7 protein-coding genes are annotated in these 19,190 nt (G+C 72.3%); 2 read left to right on the forward strand and 5 right to left on the reverse strand.

Going from position 1 to position 19,190, the window contains the following annotated elements; genetic code table 11:
* Positions 1 to 158: 158 nt before the first annotated feature.
* Positions 159 to 521: a DUF2834 domain-containing protein gene (locus HHL10_RS27200; protein ID WP_169163560.1), complete on the forward strand. Its 363-nt coding sequence runs from the start codon at positions 159 to 161 to the stop codon at positions 519 to 521.
* Here the strand turns inward: HHL10_RS27200 and HHL10_RS27205 are convergent.
* Positions 484 to 1,341: an AraC family transcriptional regulator gene (locus tag HHL10_RS27205; protein ID WP_169163561.1), complete on the reverse strand. Its 858-nt coding sequence runs from the start codon at positions 1,339 to 1,341 to the stop codon at positions 484 to 486. The two genes, HHL10_RS27200 and HHL10_RS27205, sit on opposite strands and share 38 nt — an antisense overlap.
* A 455-nt stretch (positions 1,342 to 1,796) precedes the next feature.
* On the opposite strand from HHL10_RS27205, the gene HHL10_RS27210 reads away from it, so the two are divergent.
* Complete coding sequence (locus HHL10_RS27210) at positions 1,797 to 3,056, forward strand: styrene monooxygenase/indole monooxygenase family protein (RefSeq protein ID WP_169163562.1); 1,260 nt, start codon at positions 1,797 to 1,799, stop codon at positions 3,054 to 3,056.
* Between the two features lie 54 nt (positions 3,057 to 3,110).
* Here HHL10_RS27210 and HHL10_RS27215 read toward each other — a convergent pair whose 3' ends face one another.
* The 4 genes from HHL10_RS27215 to HHL10_RS27230 all read right to left on the reverse strand — a co-directional run bounded on the left by HHL10_RS27215 (position 3,111) and on the right by HHL10_RS27230 (position 19,164).
* Positions 3,111 to 3,359: a hypothetical protein gene (locus tag HHL10_RS27215; RefSeq protein ID WP_169163563.1), complete on the reverse strand. Its 249-nt coding sequence runs from the start codon at positions 3,357 to 3,359 to the stop codon at positions 3,111 to 3,113.
* Between the two features lie 105 nt (positions 3,360 to 3,464).
* Positions 3,465 to 5,594, reverse strand: a complete 2,130-nt coding sequence (locus HHL10_RS27220; protein ID WP_310734687.1) for a site-2 protease family protein — start codon at positions 5,592 to 5,594, stop codon at positions 3,465 to 3,467.
* Positions 5,591 to 6,979 (reverse strand): efflux RND transporter periplasmic adaptor subunit, encoded by a 1,389-nt coding sequence (locus tag HHL10_RS27225; protein WP_205833244.1) that lies wholly within the window; start codon positions 6,977 to 6,979, stop codon positions 5,591 to 5,593. Before HHL10_RS27225 ends, HHL10_RS27220 begins: the two co-directional genes overlap by 4 nt.
* Before the next feature lie 497 nt (positions 6,980 to 7,476).
* Positions 7,477 to 19,164: a DUF4347 domain-containing protein gene (locus tag HHL10_RS27230; protein WP_169163564.1), complete on the reverse strand. Its 11,688-nt coding sequence runs from the start codon at positions 19,162 to 19,164 to the stop codon at positions 7,477 to 7,479.
* Between the last annotated feature and the right edge of the window lie 26 nt (positions 19,165 to 19,190).

A 19,190-nucleotide genomic window follows, 5' to 3' on the forward strand; every position in this document is an offset into this window, starting at 1 on the left:
GCAGCGAGGCTGGCAGCAGCATGAGCTGGTCGGGCGCGTAGGGGCGGTAGCTGGTGGCCATCAAGTCAAAGCGCGGGTCGTGCCTTCGATTGTCCGCGACCCCGTTCTGCCGCCCACGCTCCTAGGCTGACGCCGTTTCCCGCTCAACCATTCCGGCCATGACGCTCCAGCCCCTTGCCCGCCACGCCCTGATCGCCCTTGCCGCCGCCGGACTCGCCCTGCCCTGGTATTTCAACCTTGCCTTCTTCGCCTCGGGCGGCAGCGTGGCGCCGGGGGAGTTCTTCGGCGCCGCCTTCGCCAACGCTCTCACCACGGCCATCACACTCGACGTGTACCTGGCGGCATTCGCTTTCAGCGTGGGCGTCGCGGCGGACGCGTCGGGCGGCAGGCCGAGATGGCTCGCGGTCCCGCTGTGCTTCGGCATCGGCCTGGCGTTCGCGCTGCCGATGTACCTGTGGTGGCGCTCGCGCCCCTCGGCAGGCGTCAGGCCGGCAACCGGCCTTGCGCGGCGGCCGGGATGAGCGCCGGGCCTGCCGAGCGCAGCGCCCGCCCCGAGGCCAGCGGCCACCAGGGCGACTGCGCATGCGCATCGGCCAGCAGCGTGCGCAACGGCACGCCGGCCATCCTGCGCAGGTCCCGGGCGAAGTGCGACTGGTCGTAGTAACCCGCCTCCAGCGCCAGCACCGCGCCCGCGGGCCCGCCGGCCAGCGCCTGGCCGAGCGTCCTGTGCATCCGGACGAGGCCGTGGAACGCCTTGGGCGACAGCCCGAGCGCGGCCTTGAAGCGGCGTTCCAGCTGCCGCGGCCCGAGGTGCAGCGGTCCGGACGCCCCCGCGCCATGCGACGCCACGGCGGCGCAGAGCAGCGACACCCGCTCAGCCTCGGCCGAATGGACGGCGCGGTGCAGCACCCGGCGGAAGCTGCCCAGCAGGGCGTCCAGTGCCAGGGCTTGCGATGTGGCGGGCAGCGCCTGCTCCAGCAGGCGCGCCGCCTCCGCCTCGCCGGCCACCTCGGCCCAGGGCAGGACCTGGTCGATCAGCACGCCCGTCGAGGCGCCCAGCAGGCAGGCGCTCGCCTCGGCACGCACCAGGAGGCCCAGGGCATGGACGGCGCCGTGGTGCCGGAACAGCGCGGGGCCGGTGCTCAGCGTGTGGAAGGTCGCGGGCGGGAGCGGGCCTTCCGGACTGCGTGCCGAGCCGACCTGACCGCAGAGCCGGAGCGTGAGCATGGCGTGGGGCAAGGCGGGAAAGCGGGAGCAGGCCAGCCCGGCGTGGGTCCGCACCGTCACGACGCCTTCGACCCATGGCCGCAGGTCGTCGGGCGGCGGGATCACTTGCAGCATGGCGGCGATTCTGCCGACCCACGGCGCCGCGGCCTTCTTCCCTGCCGCATAAGGATCTACCTCTTCCTTCGTTCCCCGTCCCGGTCCGGCTCCCTGGCATCGAAACCATCGACACCGCTTCACGCCGTTGCGCGTGCATCGGCACGCCTCGAAGCGCCTGTCATGAGCGCCATTGCACCAACATCCCCGCTGCCCGACCCATGAAACGACGATCCCTCCTGCCATGCGCCGCGGCCCCTCGCCGCGGGCATGACGAGGGAATAGGAGTGAGCCCGGTACACCAGGCCGGGGCCTGAAGCCATTTCCCGCCCTTACACCTGCGCCTATGTTTTCCGTCAAGCAATCCGCGTTGCGCCTCCGTTAAACACTCGACATTTCCGGTGCTCGCCGAGTTTCGCGGCATGACTGCAAAACCGACCCGGAATGTTTGAAGAAACCAAGGAGGAACAACTCACATGCGCCAGATTTCCCTGATCGGCGGCGGCCAGGCCGGCCTGCTGCTGGGTTTTGCCCTGCTCGAAAAGGGCTATGACGTCAGCCTTTATACCGACCGCAGCGCGGAACAGGTTTCAAACAGCCGCCTGCCCAGCACCCCGTTCCTGTTCGACGGCAGCCTGCAATTCGAGCGCGAGCTGGGCCTGAATTTCTGGGAGGCGGCGGCGCCCTGGGGTGAAGGCATGCACGTGGATTTTCGCAATCCGGACGGCAGCATCGCCTTCACCGTACAGGGGCACCTGGGCGAATTGCGTGGCCAGACCATCGACCAGCGCCTGAAATTCTCGCGCTGGCTGGAAGAATTTCCGCGCCGCGGCGGCAAGCTGCAGGTCCGGCCCGTGACGGTGGCCAACCTCGAAGAGATTGCGGCGGACAGCGACCTCACGCTGGTGGCCGCCGGCAAGGGCGTGATCAGCGGCTTCTTCGAGCGCGACGACGAGCGCAGCGAGCACCGGATGCCGCCGCGCCATGTGTCGGCCATTGCGCTCACCGGCCCGAAGCTGCTGGGCGCGCGCCCCTGGCGGCGCATCCCGTTTCGGCCGCTGCGCTTCAATTTCGTGGCCGGCGTGGGCGAGTTCTTCTCGTTGCCCTTCCATACCCAGGCCACGGGCGAAGCGCGCAGCTTCCTGTTCGAGGCCATCCCGGGCGGCCCGATGGACCGCTTCCTGGAGGCGGAAAGCGGCGCGGACATGCTGCGCATCGCGCGCGAGGTGATCGCGGCATTCGCGCCCGACGATCTGCACCACCTGGACGGCGCGCAACTGACCGACGCCAACGCCTGGCTCAAGGGCAGTTTCGTGCCTACGGTGCGCAAGCCTGTGGGCCATTTGCCCTCGGGCCGGCTGCTGATGGCGCTGGGCGACACGGCGGTGCTCAACGACCCCATTGCCGGCCAGGGCGCCAACAACGCCACCCGCATGGCGCGCCATCTGGCCCGGGAAATCGTGGCCCGTGGCGGCGCGCCCTTTGACGCCGCCTGGATGCAAAGCACCTTCGAGGAGTTCTGGAATTCCTCCGCCCAATACGCCACGGCCTTCAGCAACGCGCTGCTGAAACCGCCCGGCGCCCCAGTGGCGGAAGTGCTGGCCGCCGCCACGGTGCACCCGCCGGTGGCCGACGCCTTCGTGCGCGGCTTCGACAATCCCCGCAATTTCTGGCCGTGGATCGCGGACCTGGAGGAGGCGCGAAGATTCATTGAGCAGAAAAGGCGGTCCGCATGATCGATCTTGATTTGAACTAAGGCCCGAGAAAAAGGGGCGGCCAGCCGCCCCTGCTCACGTGGACCAGAACCTGCCCAATCCCATCAAAACCAGTCCGCAGACCATGAAGCAACGCGTCGTCCTGGCAATCAGGACATTGGTGTGCGCGACCTTCATTTCCAGCGTCACCTTGTCCCGCGCCTTGGTCAGCTTGACATACCGGCGATGGAGTTCCTTTTGATTTTTCGTGACGAAGAAATTTGACGTGAGCCCCGCGCCAGCCGCGGCCACTCCAAAAACATACATTCCCACGATCAAAATCATCATGTACTCCGCGTGACGGCAGGTGCTCTACCCGTCAATTTCTTGTTGCTTTCCTTGGTACGCGCCTTGATGGAATCAGGCCGATGCCGGCCGGCATGAATGTCTTCAAAATCCCGCCTCCCGCCAGAACACCGCCACCGCCGAGCGCAGGTAGCGCCAGCCCGGCGCCTGCCAGTCGCCGGCAATGACGACCTTGCCGCGCCAGGCCTGGCCGGCCAGGGCGCCGACGTCGCCGGTGGGTTTCAGCGTCACGCGGTAGACGCCGTGCTCCGGGTAGAGCTGACCCTGCTTCTCGCGCACCAGCACCGTGCCGCCATGCGGGGCGCTCAGCTCGGCTTCGGGCAGCGTGCGCGCGGCGTCCTTTTCCACCTCCACCACCTCCAGCGGCAGGAACGGGCCTTCCAGCCCGTCGGCATAGAAACGCGCGCCATGGCCCGGGGCGATGCGCGCTACCTCTTCACCGTCCAAGTAGGCCACCACCATCTGGCCCTGGCCTGACACCAGCCGCGCCAGCGGCTCGCGCGCGCGCAGCCAGTCGCCGGGCCGCAGCTCCGGGTCCAGGTCGCGCAGCACGCCGTCGAAGGGTGCCAGCGGCGTGAAGCGCGCGGCCTCGGCCTCGATCGCCGCCCACTCGGCCTCGGCCGTGGCCAGCTGCTCCTGCAGCAGCTGCCACTGCGCGCGCTGCTCGGCGTCGAAGACGCCGGCCGAGGCCTGCCAGCGCAGCCGCTCCAGCCGCGCCTGCACGCCGCGCCGGTGCCCGTCCAGGTCCGGCGACGCCAGCTCCAGCAGCGCCGTGCCGGCTGCCACGCGCTGGCCTTGCGCCACCGGCAGCGCCCGCAGCTGCGCGTGCTCCGGCGCGTACACCACGAACTGCTCCACCGGCCGCAGCAGCGCGCTCGCGCCAATGCGCGTGGGCAGCGGCACGGCCATGAGCAGCAGCAAGCCGGCCGCGGCGCCCAGGCTGCCCCAGGCGCGGCGGCGGGTCTTCAGACGCGGCCAGCGCTCGCGCCAGGCCTTGAATTCATTGAGGAAGGGCATGAGCACGAACCAGCCGATTTCGACGATGAACAGCAGGATGCCCACCGCCTTGATGAAGAAGGTGTAGACCAGCGCCGCGATGCCCAGGAACACCACCAGGCGGTAGATCCAGGTGGCCCAGGCGAACAGGACCAGCCCGGCGTGGCGACGGCGCTTGAAATGCTCCGGCACGGGCTCGCCCAGGCCGAAGAGGCGTTCGCGCAGGTCCCAGCGCGCCAGCGCGAAGGCGCGCGCGTGCAGGTTGGGCATCTCCAGCCAGTCCGCCAGCAGGAAGTAGCCGTCGAAGCGCATGAAGGGGCTGGCGTTGATGGCCAGCGTGCTGACCCAGGTCGTGGTCGCCAGCAGGAAGGCCAGGCCCTTGGCCGTGCCCTCCGGCAGCAGCCCCCAGGCCAGCGTGGCCCACGCCGCGATGGCCAGCTCGGTGAGCACACCCGCAGCGGCCACCTGCAGCCGCTCGCGCCGGCGCGTGAGCTTCCACACCTCGTTGGTGTCGGTGTAGGCCACCGGCCACATCACCAGGAAGGCCACGCCCATGGTCGGCACCCGGCAGCCCAGGCGCTTGGCCGTGAAGGCGTGGCCCAGCTCGTGCAGCACCTTCACCAGCGTCAGCGCCAGGCCGTAGCTGGCCAGGCCCGACCAGGTGAGCGTGTCCACCAGCGTGGCGGCGAAGCGCTCGCCTTCGCGCGCGGCCTGCGCCACGCCCAGCACCAGCGCCGCCAGCGTCAGCCACAGGAAACGCGCCGAGAAGAAGAAGCCCATGCGCGGCGCCCAGCGCGTGAGCCAGCGGTCAGGGTGTGCCAGCGGGATGCGGAAGAACAGGTAGCCGTGCAGCAGCCGCTGCCCCAGCGAGCCCCGGCGCGCCTTGAGCCGCGCCGCCAACTCGGCCGACTGGCCGGGCGGCACGTGCAGCAGCTGGTTCTCGTGCAGGAAGCGCAGCACGCCTTCCAGGTCCTGCACCTCCAGCGCCAGCGGCGTGTCGCGCCGCACGGCGGCCAGGATCGCGCCCGCATCGCCCAGGTGCCAGCGGCTGAGCACCTGGAAGGTGGCCCAGTCGAGCTGGAAGAACAGGTTGCGCACCGGGTCGTGCAGCGTGTGGCTGGGCTGGCCGTCGGCCAGCACCGGCCCGGGCAGCAGGTTCAGCTCCTCGCGCAGCGCCGGCAGCCCCGGCGGCGGCGCCGCCATCGCGGCCGGCCTCACAGCCCCAGCGCCTGGCGCACGGTGGCCAGCGGCCGGCGCAGCATCCAGTACGCCAGCGGCGCCCACTGCCCGCTGAGCTTGGCCGTGCCCTTGAGGCCCACGCGCTGGTCGCTGGGGCCGTCGAGCGTGGCGCGCAGCCGGTAGGCGTAGCTGCCGTCGGGCCGCGGCACGGCCTCGTGCGCGACGTAGCGCACCTGGGCTGACAGCGAGGACAGCGGGTTGGCCGCCAGGTACAGGCTCACCGGCGCGCCTTCGGGCAGCGGGATGGCGTCGCCCAGCGGCACCCAGGCCTCCACCTCCATGTCGCCGGGCGCGGCGATGCGCATGATGCGTTCGCCCGTCTGCACCGGCTTGCCGATCCACTCGGTGGGGTCGTCGAACAGCGCGATGCCGTCCTGCGGCGCCAGCACGCGCGCGCGCTCCAGCTGGCTGCCCAGGTACTCGGCCTCGGCGCGCTTCTCCTCGATCTTTCCCTGCAGCAGCGCCAGCTGCGTCTTGGACTTGGCGTCCGACACGGCCTGCTGCGCGAGCTGGCGGTACTCGGCCTCGGCCGTGGCCAGCGCCTGCGCCGCCACGTCGTAGCGCGCCTGCAGCGCCGCCTCGTCGAAGCCGAACAGCGGCTGCCCGGCCTTGACCGGCTCGTTGGGCCGCACGTGGAAGGGGCCGACCACGCCGTCGATGGGCGCGCGCACCACCACCGGGTGTGCCGGCACCAGCTCGGCCGGCGCCAGCACGGTCAGCCGCACCGGGACGAACAGCAGCGCCAGCAGCGCCGCGGCGAGCACCGTGCGGCGCTGGCACCACCAGGGCTTCCCCGGCTGCCGGGCCAGCCCGGCCGCGGCGCGGCGTCGCCAGGCCGCCCAGGACCAGGGCGACGGCCGGTGCCGCGCCAGCCAGGCATGGCGCCAGGTATCGACCCATTCCTCCAGCAGCGCGATGCCCTCACGCGTCCATGGCAGCTCGCCGGCCAGCAGCAGCCCGCCGCCGCCCTCGCCCTCCCGCCCGGGCTGCGTCGCGCCGGCGAAGGGCAGCCACAGGCCGTACTCGGGCAGCCACTCCGCCCACTCCGCGGCCAGCGCGGCATCCGCTCCGGGCAGGTGAGCGGCGCCGACGGGCGTGGCCGCGTCGCGCGGCAGGCCGCGGCACACCCGCTCCAGCCACTGCACGTAGGGCGCGTTGGCCTCGGGCTGCACCACGCCGGAGAGGCTGTGCACGCCCGAGTCGGCCAGCCACAGCGCCGCCTGCCGATAGGGCTGCAGCGCGTGGCTGTCGTTGACCAGCAGGAAGGCCAGCTCTTCCGGGCCCTGCGCGGCGCGGGCGCGCCGCGCCAGGTCCAGCAGCAGCCACAGCGGGTCCGCCGCCACGCCCGGGTCGGCCTGGTTCATGTCTTCATCCTTTTCATGGTGGCGGTCCCGGAGCCGGGCTGCGGGCTGGGGGGCACGACGCCGACCGGGATCGGCATCCACGCTCATCGTCGGCCGGGAGACGGTCCCGAAAGATCGGCAGCCGGCGGCCCGACTTGAGGCCGGCGCGGTTTCCGCCACTGTTGCTGCAACACACCGAGAAGCAGGCCGAAGAAAAAACGTAGGCTGCGCCCCCTACTTCGTCACTCCCGCGAAGCCGCCCACCTTTGGTGAGCGCCCAGGCAGTCCCACGTCGGAACGCGAGAGACAGCGCAGGCCTCACGACATCCAATCCCTCGGCGCGCCGCTCAAGCAGCTCACGGCAGCTTGGGGACCGCCTGGGTCCCCGCCTGCGCGGGGATGACGGAGCAGTAAGTGGACTGCGTCAGCTCCAGGCCAACACGTGACGGACTTCGCCGGACAGCACCCCACCCGTGCCGGCATGACGGGGCGCCTTCAGCGCCGGCCTGAAACCAGCCTCAAGCCCGCTGCCCCAGGCGCGCCAGGCGGTCCAGCCGCTCCAGCGGGGCATGCGGGCGCTGCGCCGCCAGGCGCAGCTGCGCCGACAGCCCCGGGCGGCCGGCGGGCTCCAGCAGCGCCGAGCGCTGGCCGCCGACCTGCAGCTTGAAGGTGGTGACGACGACACGGTCGAGGTGGTCGCGCGCCTCCACCCTCAGCTCCAGCGCCTTGCGCTCGCCGGGCGCGGCGCGCACGGTGAAGCGGCCGGTGGCCGGGTCGAAGCTCACCCAGGCCGGCAGGGCAGCGCCGTTGGCCTGCCGGGCGCTGAGCGTCACCACGGCGCCCGGGTCGGTGTGGGCGAAGGCATCGGCGGGGATGGTGAGCAGTCCCGTGCCGCCGGCCACTGCCACCACCTGGTCGCCGATACCGCGGTAGAGCATCAGCCCGGGGTCGCTGCCGGGCGCGATGCCGGCCAGCACCACCACCCGGAAGCCGCGGCCGTCGCCGCCCTGCGTCAGCCGCGGCTGGCCCGGGGCGAGGAAATCGACGTACGGCCGCCCGGCCGGGTCGGCCAGCGGGTCGCCGCCGCGCAGCAGCGTCTGCAGCGACGGGTTGTCCAGCGGCGAGCCCGGGGGCAGGAAGCCCCCGGTGGAGCGCTCGGGGAACGGGGCCGGCTCAGGCCCGGGCGCGGGAGCCGGCGCGGGCGTAGGCGCCGGTGCGGACGCGGAGGCCGGGGGCAGCAGCACGGGCACGGGGGCGACCTGGGCCGTGGGCGCGCTCGCCCGCGTCTGCACGTCGCCCTGGCTGTCGGTGTAGCTCAGCACCACGCGCACGTAGCGGCCGGCCAGCGCACCGCCGAGTGTCAGGCTCTGGCCCGTGGCGCCCTGGATGGTGCGCCAGGTCTTGCCGTCCTCCGAGACCTCCCACTGGTAGCGCACCGGCCCCACGCCGTCCGGGCGGGTGGCCTGCAACGTCTGGCCTTCCACGGCGTCACCGGACACCGCCACCCCGCCGCGCGGCGCATCGGTACCCTGGCTCACGCGCAGCGTGAACACCTCCGACGCGGTGGTGCCGCCCGGGTCGCGCGCCGTCACGCGGATACGCAGCGCGCCCAGGTCCTGGTCGCGCGGCGTGCCGGAAAAGGTGCGCGTGGCCGGGTCGAAGCGCAGCCACGCCGGCAACGGCGAGCCGTCGGCCAGCGTCACGGCGTAGCTCAGGGCCCGGCCTTCCGGGTCCCTGAAGCTGTCCCCGGGCAGGGTGAAGCGGAACGCGCTGCCCGCCTGCGCCTTCTGGTTCTCGATGGGCCGCGCCAGCACCGGGGCCTCGTCGATGTCGGTCACGGTCACGCTCACGTCCACGTCGCGCGTGTTGCCGGCCGCGTCGCTCAGGCGCACGCGCAGGGTGTGGCGGCCGGCGCTCTCGTGGTCGAGCAGGTCCGGGCGCGCCACCGTGACCCGGCCGGTCCTGGCGTCGATGGCAAAGCGCTTGCCGGCGTCGTCCAGCAGCTCGTAGCGCGCCGCGCCGGGCGCGGCCAGGCTGCCCACGACGCTGCCGCGCGCGGCGTTCTCGGCCACGCTCAGCGCGGTGGTGGCGGGCCGCGGCGCAGCCGTGTCCACGCTCAGGAGGGCATCGTCCACCACGGTGGTGGCGTTACCGGCGTCGTCGCGGGCCGTCACTGCCACTTGGCGGCCGGTGGCCTCCAGGCTGCCGGCCACGAGGGTGTAGCGGGCGACCCACACGCCATCAACGAGCGTCGCAGCCACGGCCCGGCTGCCGCCGAAGGCGCTGAAGTCCACTGTCACGCCGCTCATGGTGTCGGCATTGAGGTCCCCACCCGCTCCCGCCCGCCACTGCACCGTGACGGTGTCGCCGACGAGGAAGGTGCCCTCGCTGCCGGTAGCCCCGGAGACGCTGATGGCCGCCCCAGTCAGGACGGGCGCCGTGTTGTCCACCGGTGCCTGCGCGGCGCTGACCGCCGTGCTGACGGTACCGGAGTCGCTGAGGGCGATCACGCGCACTTGCGCGCCGCTGTAGTCCAGATCGCCGGCAGCGACGGTGTAGCGGGCCACCCACCGGCCGCCGACCAGCGCGGCCTCGACGAAGCCGCCGCCAAAGGCGGTGAAGTCGATGAACACGTAGGCGGGCACGGTGGCGGACGCCCCGCCGTCCCAGACGGCGGTGACCGTGTCGCCGATGCGGAAGGTGGCGTTGGGGCCGGTGGCGCCGGAGAGGCTGATCGCGCCAGGATCGATGCTCACCGGCACCGTGGTGTCCACCGCGAAGACCGGACCCACGATGCCGCTGGTCTGGTTGCCGGCATCGTCGGTGACCGTCATCGAAACCATGGCGCCGTACGTCACCAGCGAGCCGGCCGTCACGGTGTAGCGGGCGCTCCACACGCCATCTTCGAGCGTCGCGGCCACGGTGCCGCCGCCGAAGCCGCCGAAGTCCACCAGCACGCCGGTGATGTGGTCGGTGTTGGAAACGCTGGCATCCCAGCGCACCGTGACCACGTCGCCGATCCTGAGCACGGCACCGTCGCCGGCCGACACGGTCACGTCCAGGCCCATGCCATCGAGCGTGGGACTCTGGCTGTCCACCGCCACCCGCGTGGCGCCGGCCACGGTGGTGGCGTTGCCGGCGTCGTCCGCCACCGTCACTGTCACGCTGCCGCCCGTGGCATCGATGAAGCCTTGCCCAATGGTGTAGTGCGCGATCCACGCGCCGTGGTCGAGGACCGCCGCGACCTGGCCGCCGCCGAAGGCGCCGAAGTCCACCGTCACGCCGGTGATGTCCCCGGGATTGAGGTCGCCGATAGCCGAGACATCCCAGCGCACCGTGACGGTATCGCCGAGCTTGAAGACGCCGCCCGTGCCCGTGGCCCCGGACACTCCGATGTGCCCCGGGGTCAGGACGGGTGCCTCGTTGTCCACCGGCGCTTCCATGTCGCTGGCGCCGATGTGGACCTGGCCGCCCGCGTCGGTGGCCTGAACGCTCACGCGCACGCCGGCGAGGTCGAAATCGCCCGCGACGATGGTGTAGCGCGCCACCCACCGGCCCTCGCTGTACGTGGCCTGCACCTCGTCGCCCCCGAAGCCGCCGAAATGCACGACCACGCGGGACAGGCCGGCACTGGACGCCCCTCCGGCCCAGACCGCCGTGACAGTGTCGCCGACGCGGAAGATGCCGTTCGTGCCGGTGGCGCCGGAGAAGCTGATGTCCTCGCTCCTGACCAGCGGCGGCGGCGGCTCGGTGTTGTCGACCGGGATGCCGGTCTCGATGGTGGCGCTGGTGAGGTTGCCGGCATCGTCGGTGGCCGTCACCACGATGGTGGCGCTGAAGGTGTCGAGGTCACCGGGCTGGACCGTGTCGCTGACGATCCAGGCGCCGTCGACGAAGGCGGCCTGCACCCGGCCGCCGCCGAAGCCACCGAAGTCCACCCACACGCTGGCGAGGCGGTCGGCGTTCTCGTTGCCGGCCTCCCAGCGGAACTTGAGCAGGTCGCCGGCCCTGGTGACGTCGCCGGGCAGGGCCGAGGTCCAGACCAGCGCGGCGAGGTCAGGGATCACCGGCGCCTCGGTGTCCACCGCCACCAGCGCGGCGCTGGCGGCGCTGGCGGTGTTGCCGGCGGCGTCGGTCACCGTCAGTGTCACGCCGCGGCCGGTGGCGTCGATGTGGCCGGCCGCCAGGGTGTAGCCGGCGCTCCAGACGCCGTTGGCGAAGGTGGCCTGTACCTGATCGCCGCCGAAGGCGCTGAAGTCGAAGACCACGCGGCCGGCGTCGGCGCCGCCGCTCCAGGTGGCGGTGACGGTGTCGCCGGCCTTGAAGGTGCCGTTCGTGCCCGTGGCGCCGGACAGGCCGATGGCGCCAGCCGCCACCGCGGGCGCGACGTCATCGACCACCAGCGTGCGCACCGTATGGCTGAGGTTGCCCGCCGCATCGGTGGCGCTGACGGTAACGGTGTAGGTACCGGCGGCCAGGGTGCGGGTGTCGATGCTCCAGGCTGTGCCGTTGCGCGTGACGGCCGGCGCCGGGCCGCCGTCGCCCCAGTCCACGCTCACCGTGCTGCCGGCCTCGGCTGTGCCGCTCAGGCTCAGTACGGTGCTGCGCGTGACCCAGTCGGTGGCGGAGGCGCCGGTGTCGGAGGACAGCGCCACGGTCGGCGCGGCCGGCGCGATGGTGTCGAGCGTGAAGCTCGCCGAGCGGCTGGTGGTGTTGCCCACTTCGTCGGCGCTGGTGAGCGTGACGCTCTTGAGGCCATCGCCGCCCAGGCCGAACGCGCCCGCCATGGGCGGGACCGTCCCGGTGTCTAGCGACCAACGGCCGTCCGCGTCGGCCACCGTCTGGAAGCTCGCCCCACCCACCGTGATGGTCACGATGCTGAACGCGTCGGCCCTGCCGAGCAGGACCGGCGTGGGGTCGTTGGTGGACCCAGTGTCGAGGGTCGGCGCCGCGGGCGCGGTGGTGTCCAGGATGAGGTCGCCCTGGCCGCTGGCGATGTTGCCCGCGGCGTCGGTGCTGGTGACGAAGACAAGCTTGCCGCCGTCTGCGCCCAGGTCGAAGCTGCCTGAGCTGGGCGCGGCGCTGCCGGTGTCCACCGACCATCGCCCCTGCCCGTCGGCGACGACGGTGAACGTGGCACCGCCCACCTGTACCGCCACCGTGCTGCCTGGCTCGGCCGTACCCGTGATCACCGGCGTGCGGTCGGCGGTGTGCAGCAGGTCGGCGACTGGCGCCACCGGCGCGGTGGTGTCCAGCGTGAAGCGGCCGCCGCCCTGGGTGACGTTGCCCGCGGCGTCGAGGCTGTGCAGCAGCACGTCCTTGGCGCCGTCGCCGCCCAGGCCGAGCGTGCCCGACACTGGCGTGGCGCTGCCGGTGTCCAGCGTCCAGCGGCCGCTGCCGTTGGCCGTGACCTCGTAGGTCGCGCCACCCACGAACACGCGCACGGTGCTGCCCGCCTCTGCCGAGCCGCCGAGCACGGGCGTGGTGTCGCGCGTGGTGAGCGCGTCCAGCGTCGGCGCCGCCGGCGCCGTGTTGTCCAGGGTGTAGGCCAGCTCGGCGGCCCCGCCGGGCACGGTGTCCACCAGCAGGTTGCCCACCAGGTCGGCGATGCCGGTGGCCCCCGTGCTGCTGAAGTCCAGCGCCGCCTCGCCGTTGAACGAGGCCAGGTCGCCGCCGCTGGCCGTCACGTCGTACTCCGTGGCGCTCACGGCCACGACGCTGAGCGTCGCGCCGCTGGGGCCGGTGAGCCTGAAGTCGGCGGCGTCCACGCCGGCCACGGCCTCGCTGAAGGTGACGCGCCAGCTCAGCGTGTCGGCGTTGGTCAGGCCGCCGGCGCCGGCCGTCTGCCGCGTGATGGACGCGACCGTGGGCCGCGTGTGGTCCAGCGTGTAGGCGGCGTGGTTGGTGCCGGTGGGCGCGGTGTCCTGCAGCGCATTGCCCTGGCCGTCCACGATGTCCTGCGCGGCGGCGAAAGCCAGTGTCGCCGTGCCGTTGAACGAGGCGAGATCGCCGCCGCTGGCCGTGACCTCGTACGCCGTGGCGCTGACCGCCACGACGCTGAGCGTCGCGCCGGTGGGACCGGTGAGCCTGAAGTCGGCGGCGTCCAGGCCGCTCACGGCCTCGCTGAAGCTCACGCGCCAGCTGAGGCTGGAGGCACTGGTGGCACCGCCGACGTTGTCCGTCAGCCGCGTGATGGCCGCGACGCCCGGGCCCGCGTTGTCCAGCGTGTAGCTGTCGTCGGCGCTGCCCATGGGCGTGAGATTGCCCAGCGCGTTGCCCACCGCGTCCCGGATGTTCTGCGCGCCCGCGAAGCCCAGCGTCGCCGTGCCGTTGAACGAGGCCAGATCCCCGCCGCTGGCCGTGACCTCGTACTCGGTGGCGCTCACGGCCACGATGCTGAGCGTCGCGCCGCTGGGGCCGCTGAGCCTGAAGTCGGCCGGGTCCACGTTGGCCACGGCCTCGCTGAAGGTGACGCGCCAGGTGAGGCTGTCGGCGCTGGTGACGCCGCCGCTGTGGGCCGTCTGCCGCGTGATGGAGCCGATCCTCGGCCCGGTGTGGTCCAGCGTGTAGCCGGCCTCGTTGCTGCCCGCGGGCTCGGTGCCGCCCAGCGCGTTGCCGGCGGTGTCGGCGATGGACTTGCCCGCGGCGAAGCCCAGCGTCGCCGTGCCGTTGAACGAGGCCAAGTCGCCGCCGCTGGCCGTCACGTCGTACTGCGTGGCGCTCACGGCCACGACGCTGAGCGTCGCGCCGCTGGGGCCGCTGAGCGTGAAGTCGGCCGGGTCCACGCCGCTCACGGCCTCGTTGAAGGTGACGCGCCAGGTGAGGCTGTCGGCATTGGTCGCGCCGCCGCTGTGGGCGCTCTGCCGCGTGATGGAAGCAATGGTGGGCCCCGCGTGGTCCAGCGTGTAGCCGGCCTCGTTGCTGCCCGCGGGCGTGGTGGCGCCCAGCGCGTTGCCGGCGGTGTCGGCGATGGTCTTGCCCGCGGCGAAGCCCAGCGTCGCCGTGCCGTTGAACGAGGCCAGGTTGCCGCCGCTGGCCGTGACGTCGTACTCGGTGGCGCTCACCGCCACCACGCTCAGCGTCGCGCCGCTGGGGCCGCCGAGCGTGAAGTCGGCCGGGTCCACGCCGCTGACGGCCTCGCTGAAGGTGACGCGCCAGCTGAGGCTGTCGGCATTGGTGGCGCCGCCGGCGTTGCCCGTCTGCCGCGTGATGGCCACGACGCCCGGGCCGGCGTTGTCCAGCGTGTAGCCGTTGTCGGCGCTGCCCGTGGGCGTGAGGCTGCCCGGCGCGTTGCCCACCGTGTCCCGAATGTCGTGCGCGCCATTGAAACCCAGCGTCACCGTGCCGTTGAACGAGGCCAGGTTGCCGCCGCTGGCCGTGACCTCGTACTCGGTGGCGCTCACCGCCACCACGCTCAGCGCCGCGCCCGTGGGGCCGGTGAGCGTGAAGTCGCCCGCGCTCACGTTGGTCACGGCCTCATCGAAGGTGATGCGCCAGGTGAGGCTGTCGGCGTTGGTCGCGCCGCCGTTGTGGGCACTCTGCCGCGTGACGGACGTGACCGTGGGCGCGGTGTGGTCCAGCGTGTAGCTGTTGTCGGCGCTGCCCGTGGGCGTGTAGTTGCCCAGCGCGTTGCCGGCCTGGTCCCGGATGTCGTGCGCGCCGTTGAACAGCAGCGTCGCCGTGCCGTTGAACGAAGCCAGGTTGCCGCCGCTGGCCGTCACGTCGTACTCGGTGGCGCTGACGGCCACCACGCTCAGCGTCGCGCCGCTGGGGCCCATCAGCACGAAGTCGCCTGGGCTCACGTTGGACACGGCCTCGTTGAAGCTCACGCGCCAGCTCAGGCTGTCGGCATTGGTGGCGCCGCCGCTGTGGGTGCTCTGCCGCGTGATGGAGCCGATCCTCGGGCCGGCGTGGTCCAGCGTGTAGCCGGCCTCGTTGGCGCCCGCGGGTGTGGTGTCGCCCAGCGCGTTGCCCACGCTGTCGGCGATGGTCTTGCCCGCGGCGAAGCCCAGCGTGGCCGTGCCGTTGAACGAGGTGAGATCCCCGCCGCTGGCCGTCACCTCGTACTCGGTGGCGCTCACGGCCACCACGCTGAGCGCCGCGCCGCTGGGGCCGCTGAGCGTGAAGTCGGCAGCGTCCACGCCGCTGACGGCCTCGCTGAAGGTGACGCGCCAGCTGAGGCTGTCGGCATTGGTGGCGCCGCCGCTGTGGGCGCTCTGCCGCGTGATGGACACAACCGCGGGCTCGGTGTGGTCCAGCGTGTAGCCGACCTCGTTGGCGCCCGAGGGCGTGGTGCTGCCCAGCGCGTTGCCCACCGCGTCCCGGATGTCGTGCACGCCGCTGAAGAACAGCGTCGCCGTGCCGCTGTACGAGGCCAGGTCGCTGCCAATGGCCGTCACGTCGTACTCCGTGGCGCTCACCGCCACCACGCTCAGCGTCGCGCCGGTGGCACCGATGACCGTGAAGTCGGCCAGATCCACGTTGCTCATGGCCTCGCTGAAGCTCACGCGCCAGGTGAGGCTGTCGGCGTTGGTGACGCCGCCGGTGTGGGCGGTCTGCCGGGTGATGGAGACGACCGTGGGCGCGGCGTTGTCCAGCGTGTAGGTGTTGTCGGCAGCGCCGCCGGGCGTGTAGTTGCCCAGCAGGTTGCCCACCGTGTCCTGGATGTCGTGCGCGCCGTTGAACGTCAGCATCACCGTGCCGTTGAACGAGGCCAGGTTGCCGCCGCTGGCCGTCACGTCGTACTGCGTGGCGCTGACGGCCACCACGCCGAGCGTGGCGCCCGTGGGGCCGATGAGCCCGAAGTCGCCCGAGTTCACGTTGTCCACGGCATCGCTGAAGCTCACGCGCCAGGTCACGCTGTCGGCATGGGTCGCGCCGCCGCTGTGGGCCGTCTGCCGCGTGATGGACGTGATCGTGGGTCCCGTGTTGTCCAGCGTGTAGCCGGGCTCGTTGCTGCCTGCGGGCGTGGTGGCGACCAGCGCATTGCCGGCGGTGTCGGCGATGGCCTTGCCCGCGGCGAAGGCCAGCGTGGCCGTGCCGTCGTAGGTGGCGAGGTTGCCGCCGCTGGCCGTCACGTCGTACTCGGTGGCGCTCACCGCCACCACGCTCAGCGTCGCGCCGGTGGGGCCGCTGAGCGTGAAGTCGGCCGGGTCCACGCCGCTGACGGCCTCGCTGAAGGTGACGCGCCAGGTGAGGCTGTCGGCGTTGGTCACGCCGCCGAAGTGCAAGCTCTCCCGCACGATGGACGCGACGGTGGGCGCGGTGTTGTCCACGGTGTAGACGTTGCCGCCGCCGATGGCGGGGTTGAGCGCGTTGCCGGCCCGGTCCAGCAGGCTGGTGGACGCCGACAGCGTCACGTTGCCGTCGAGGTTGGCCAGGTTGCCGCCCGACACCGTCACGTCGTAGCTGTTGCCGCCGACGCTCGCCACGCTGGTGACGCTGGCCGTGGTGCCGCTGACGCTGAAGGCGCCGGTGGTCACGGTGGCCGGGGCCATGTCCTCGCTGAACGTGACCCGGTAGACCAGCGAATCGGCGTTGGTGGCGCCGCCGGTGTGGGGCGACCGCAGCGTGACGCCGGTGATGGTGGGCGCCGTGTTGTCCAGCGTGAAGGTGTTGTCGTTGGTGCCCGTGGGTACGGCGCTGCCCAGGGCGTTGCCGGCGCTGTCCCAGATCGTCTTGCTCGCGGCCAAGCCCAGCGTCAGGGTGCCGTTGTGGCTGGGCAGGTCCAGGCCGTAGGCCGTGACGTCGTACTGCGTGCCGCTGACGGTGCTGAGCGAGAGCATCACGTTGCCGAGCCCGCCGAGGACGAAGTCCGAGATGCCCACGCCCGTGACCGTCTCGTCGAAGGTCACGCGCCAGGTCACGCTGTCGGCGTTGGTGGTGGCGGCCGAGGGCGTGAGGCGGGTGATGGAGCTCACCGTGGGCGCGACGTTGTCGGTGACGGTGATGGTCAGCGCCTGGTTAACGTAGTAGCCGCCCTGGTCGGTGGAGCGCACCAGCACGCGGTAGGTGCCCGCGGCCAGGGGGCTGGGGCCGATGCACAGCGTGCTGCCCAGGATCTGGAACTTGCCGTTGTCGGCGTCGTTGGTGCCGTTGCCGACGGCCAGGGAGTAGCCGAAGGTGTTGCCGGCGTCGGGGTCCAGGGTGGTGAGCGTGCCCACGGCGGCGCCGGCCGTGGCCAGGGTCGCGCCCAGGCTGCCGCCGGCGAGGTTGACTTGCGTGGGCCCCTCGTTGACGTTGGTGAGGTTGATCGTCACGCTGGCCGTGCTGTCCGGCGTGGTGCCGGCGTCCTCGTCGTCCACCGCCACCGTCAGCGTGTAGCTGCTTTGGCCCTCGTAGTTGAGCAGGGCGCCGGCGGCCACCGTGATGGCGCCGGTGCTGCTGTCGATGCTGAAGTAGCCCAGGTCGTTGCCGGCGGTGATGGACCAGCCCAGGCCGTTGCCGTCGCCCGTCCGGCCCACCGTGCCCACCGCGGTGCCGGCGGGGGCGTTCTCGGGGACGTTGAAGACCTGCCCGGGCGTGAGCACCGGCTTCACGTCCGTGACGTCGATGGCGATGGTGTCGCTGTCGCTGAGGCTGCCGTCGCTGGTCTGCACCTGCAGGCTCGCCGCGCCCGTGAAATTGGCCGTGGGCGTGAACACCACGCTGGCCAGCGCCGCGTTGACCTGCGCCTGCGTGCCGGTGATGGTGACCAGGCCACTGCCGTTGTTGGACACGGTGGCCCCGCCCACCACCGACACCGTGCCGCCCGTGGCCGTGAGCGTGGTGCTGAGGCTGGCGCTGGCGTCGGTGACCTGGATCGCACTGGCGCCGCTGAAGTTCAGCGTGCCGTTCTCGGCCACCGCGTGCGGGCCGGCGGGCACGGTGTGGACCGGCGCGGCGTTGACGGCCACCGCCTGCACGGACAGCGAGATGTCGTCGAGCATGGCGATGAACGCGGTGCCGCTGCTCAGGGTGAAGCCCTTGATGCCGTCGAACCGGGTGTCGCTCGCCACCGTGCTGAAGGTCTGGTAGGCCATGGACGACACGGTTCTCTGCGTGCCGGTCGCCACTTCATTGCCCGCCAGGTTGATGAGGTTCAGGGTGTAGGTGGTCCCCGTGATGCTGAGCAGGTTCATCCCGTTCAGGTCGAGGCTGTAGCCGTCCTGCACAGTGAAGGTGATTTTTTTCTCGCCCGCGATGCCGCCCAGGTACAGGCTCTGGCTGCCATTGAGCGGGCTGCCGCCTTCGAGGGCCGGCGACAGCGGGTCATCCTGGGACGTGACCGTGAAGGTCACGGGCTGCCCGCCGATGGTCAGGGTCACGTCCAGCGTCGAGGGATGGCTGCCCAGGCTGCTGCCCAGGCCGCTCTCGAAATCGATGGTGACCGGCTCGCCCAGCAGGCCGCCATAGGCCGGCAGCGACAGCGCGGCGGTGCCGATCTCGCCGGCGCCGGCTTCCAGCGCCCAGTCGCCGCCCAGGACGGCCACGCCGGTGGGGTCGGTGGAGGCGGCCACGTCGGCGCCGGTGGCCTCGCGCAACCCGCTGATGAAGCGCTGGCCCCCGGGGCCGGCGGCGACGTCGCAGCCGTAGAGCAGCAGGTCGCCGCCGGCCTTGAGCGCGTGGCCGAGCTCGGCCAGCCCGGCGCGCACCGCGCCGGCGCCCAGGCTGGCCTCGGTCAGGGTGTCGGTGCCCAGGCGCAGCGCCTGGTCCGAGCCGTGGCTCAGGAGGTGGATGGCGTCGTAGCCCTGGTGCTCGCGGGCCCAGCGCGCGATCTGCGCCAGGCCGCTGGCGCCGCCGTCGATCCGCACCACCTCCACGCCGGCGCGGATGCCCGCCTCCAGCGCCTGGTACTGGCTCACCGCGGTGTCCACGAAGGCCACTTCCCGGCGCCCGCCGTTGAGCGCCGGGTCGGCCGCGCGCAGCTGCACCGGCGCGGGGGCCTCCGGGATCAGGGCGCGCGCCGCCGCGTCGGGCGGGGCATGCGCGGCATCGGCCGCCGCGGCGACGGCCGCGCCGTCGAACATGAAGCGCTGCTCCAGCGCCAGCGGGCGCAGCCCGTGGCGGGCCAGGCGCCGGCGCGCGGGCGTGGCAGCCACGTCCACCGCGTCCGCCGCGGTGGCCTCGCTGCCGCCGGCGCGCCGGCCGCGCCCGCGCACGATCTCGGCCACGGCGACGAAGCTGCGGGTGACTTCGTTCCAGACGGTGCGGTGGATCTTGTTCATGGTGCGGCGGTCTCCGGGACAGGGCG

Source organism: Azohydromonas caseinilytica, from assembly GCF_012927045.1.
Lineage (GTDB): Bacteria > Pseudomonadota > Gammaproteobacteria > Burkholderiales > Burkholderiaceae_C > Azohydromonas > Azohydromonas caseinilytica.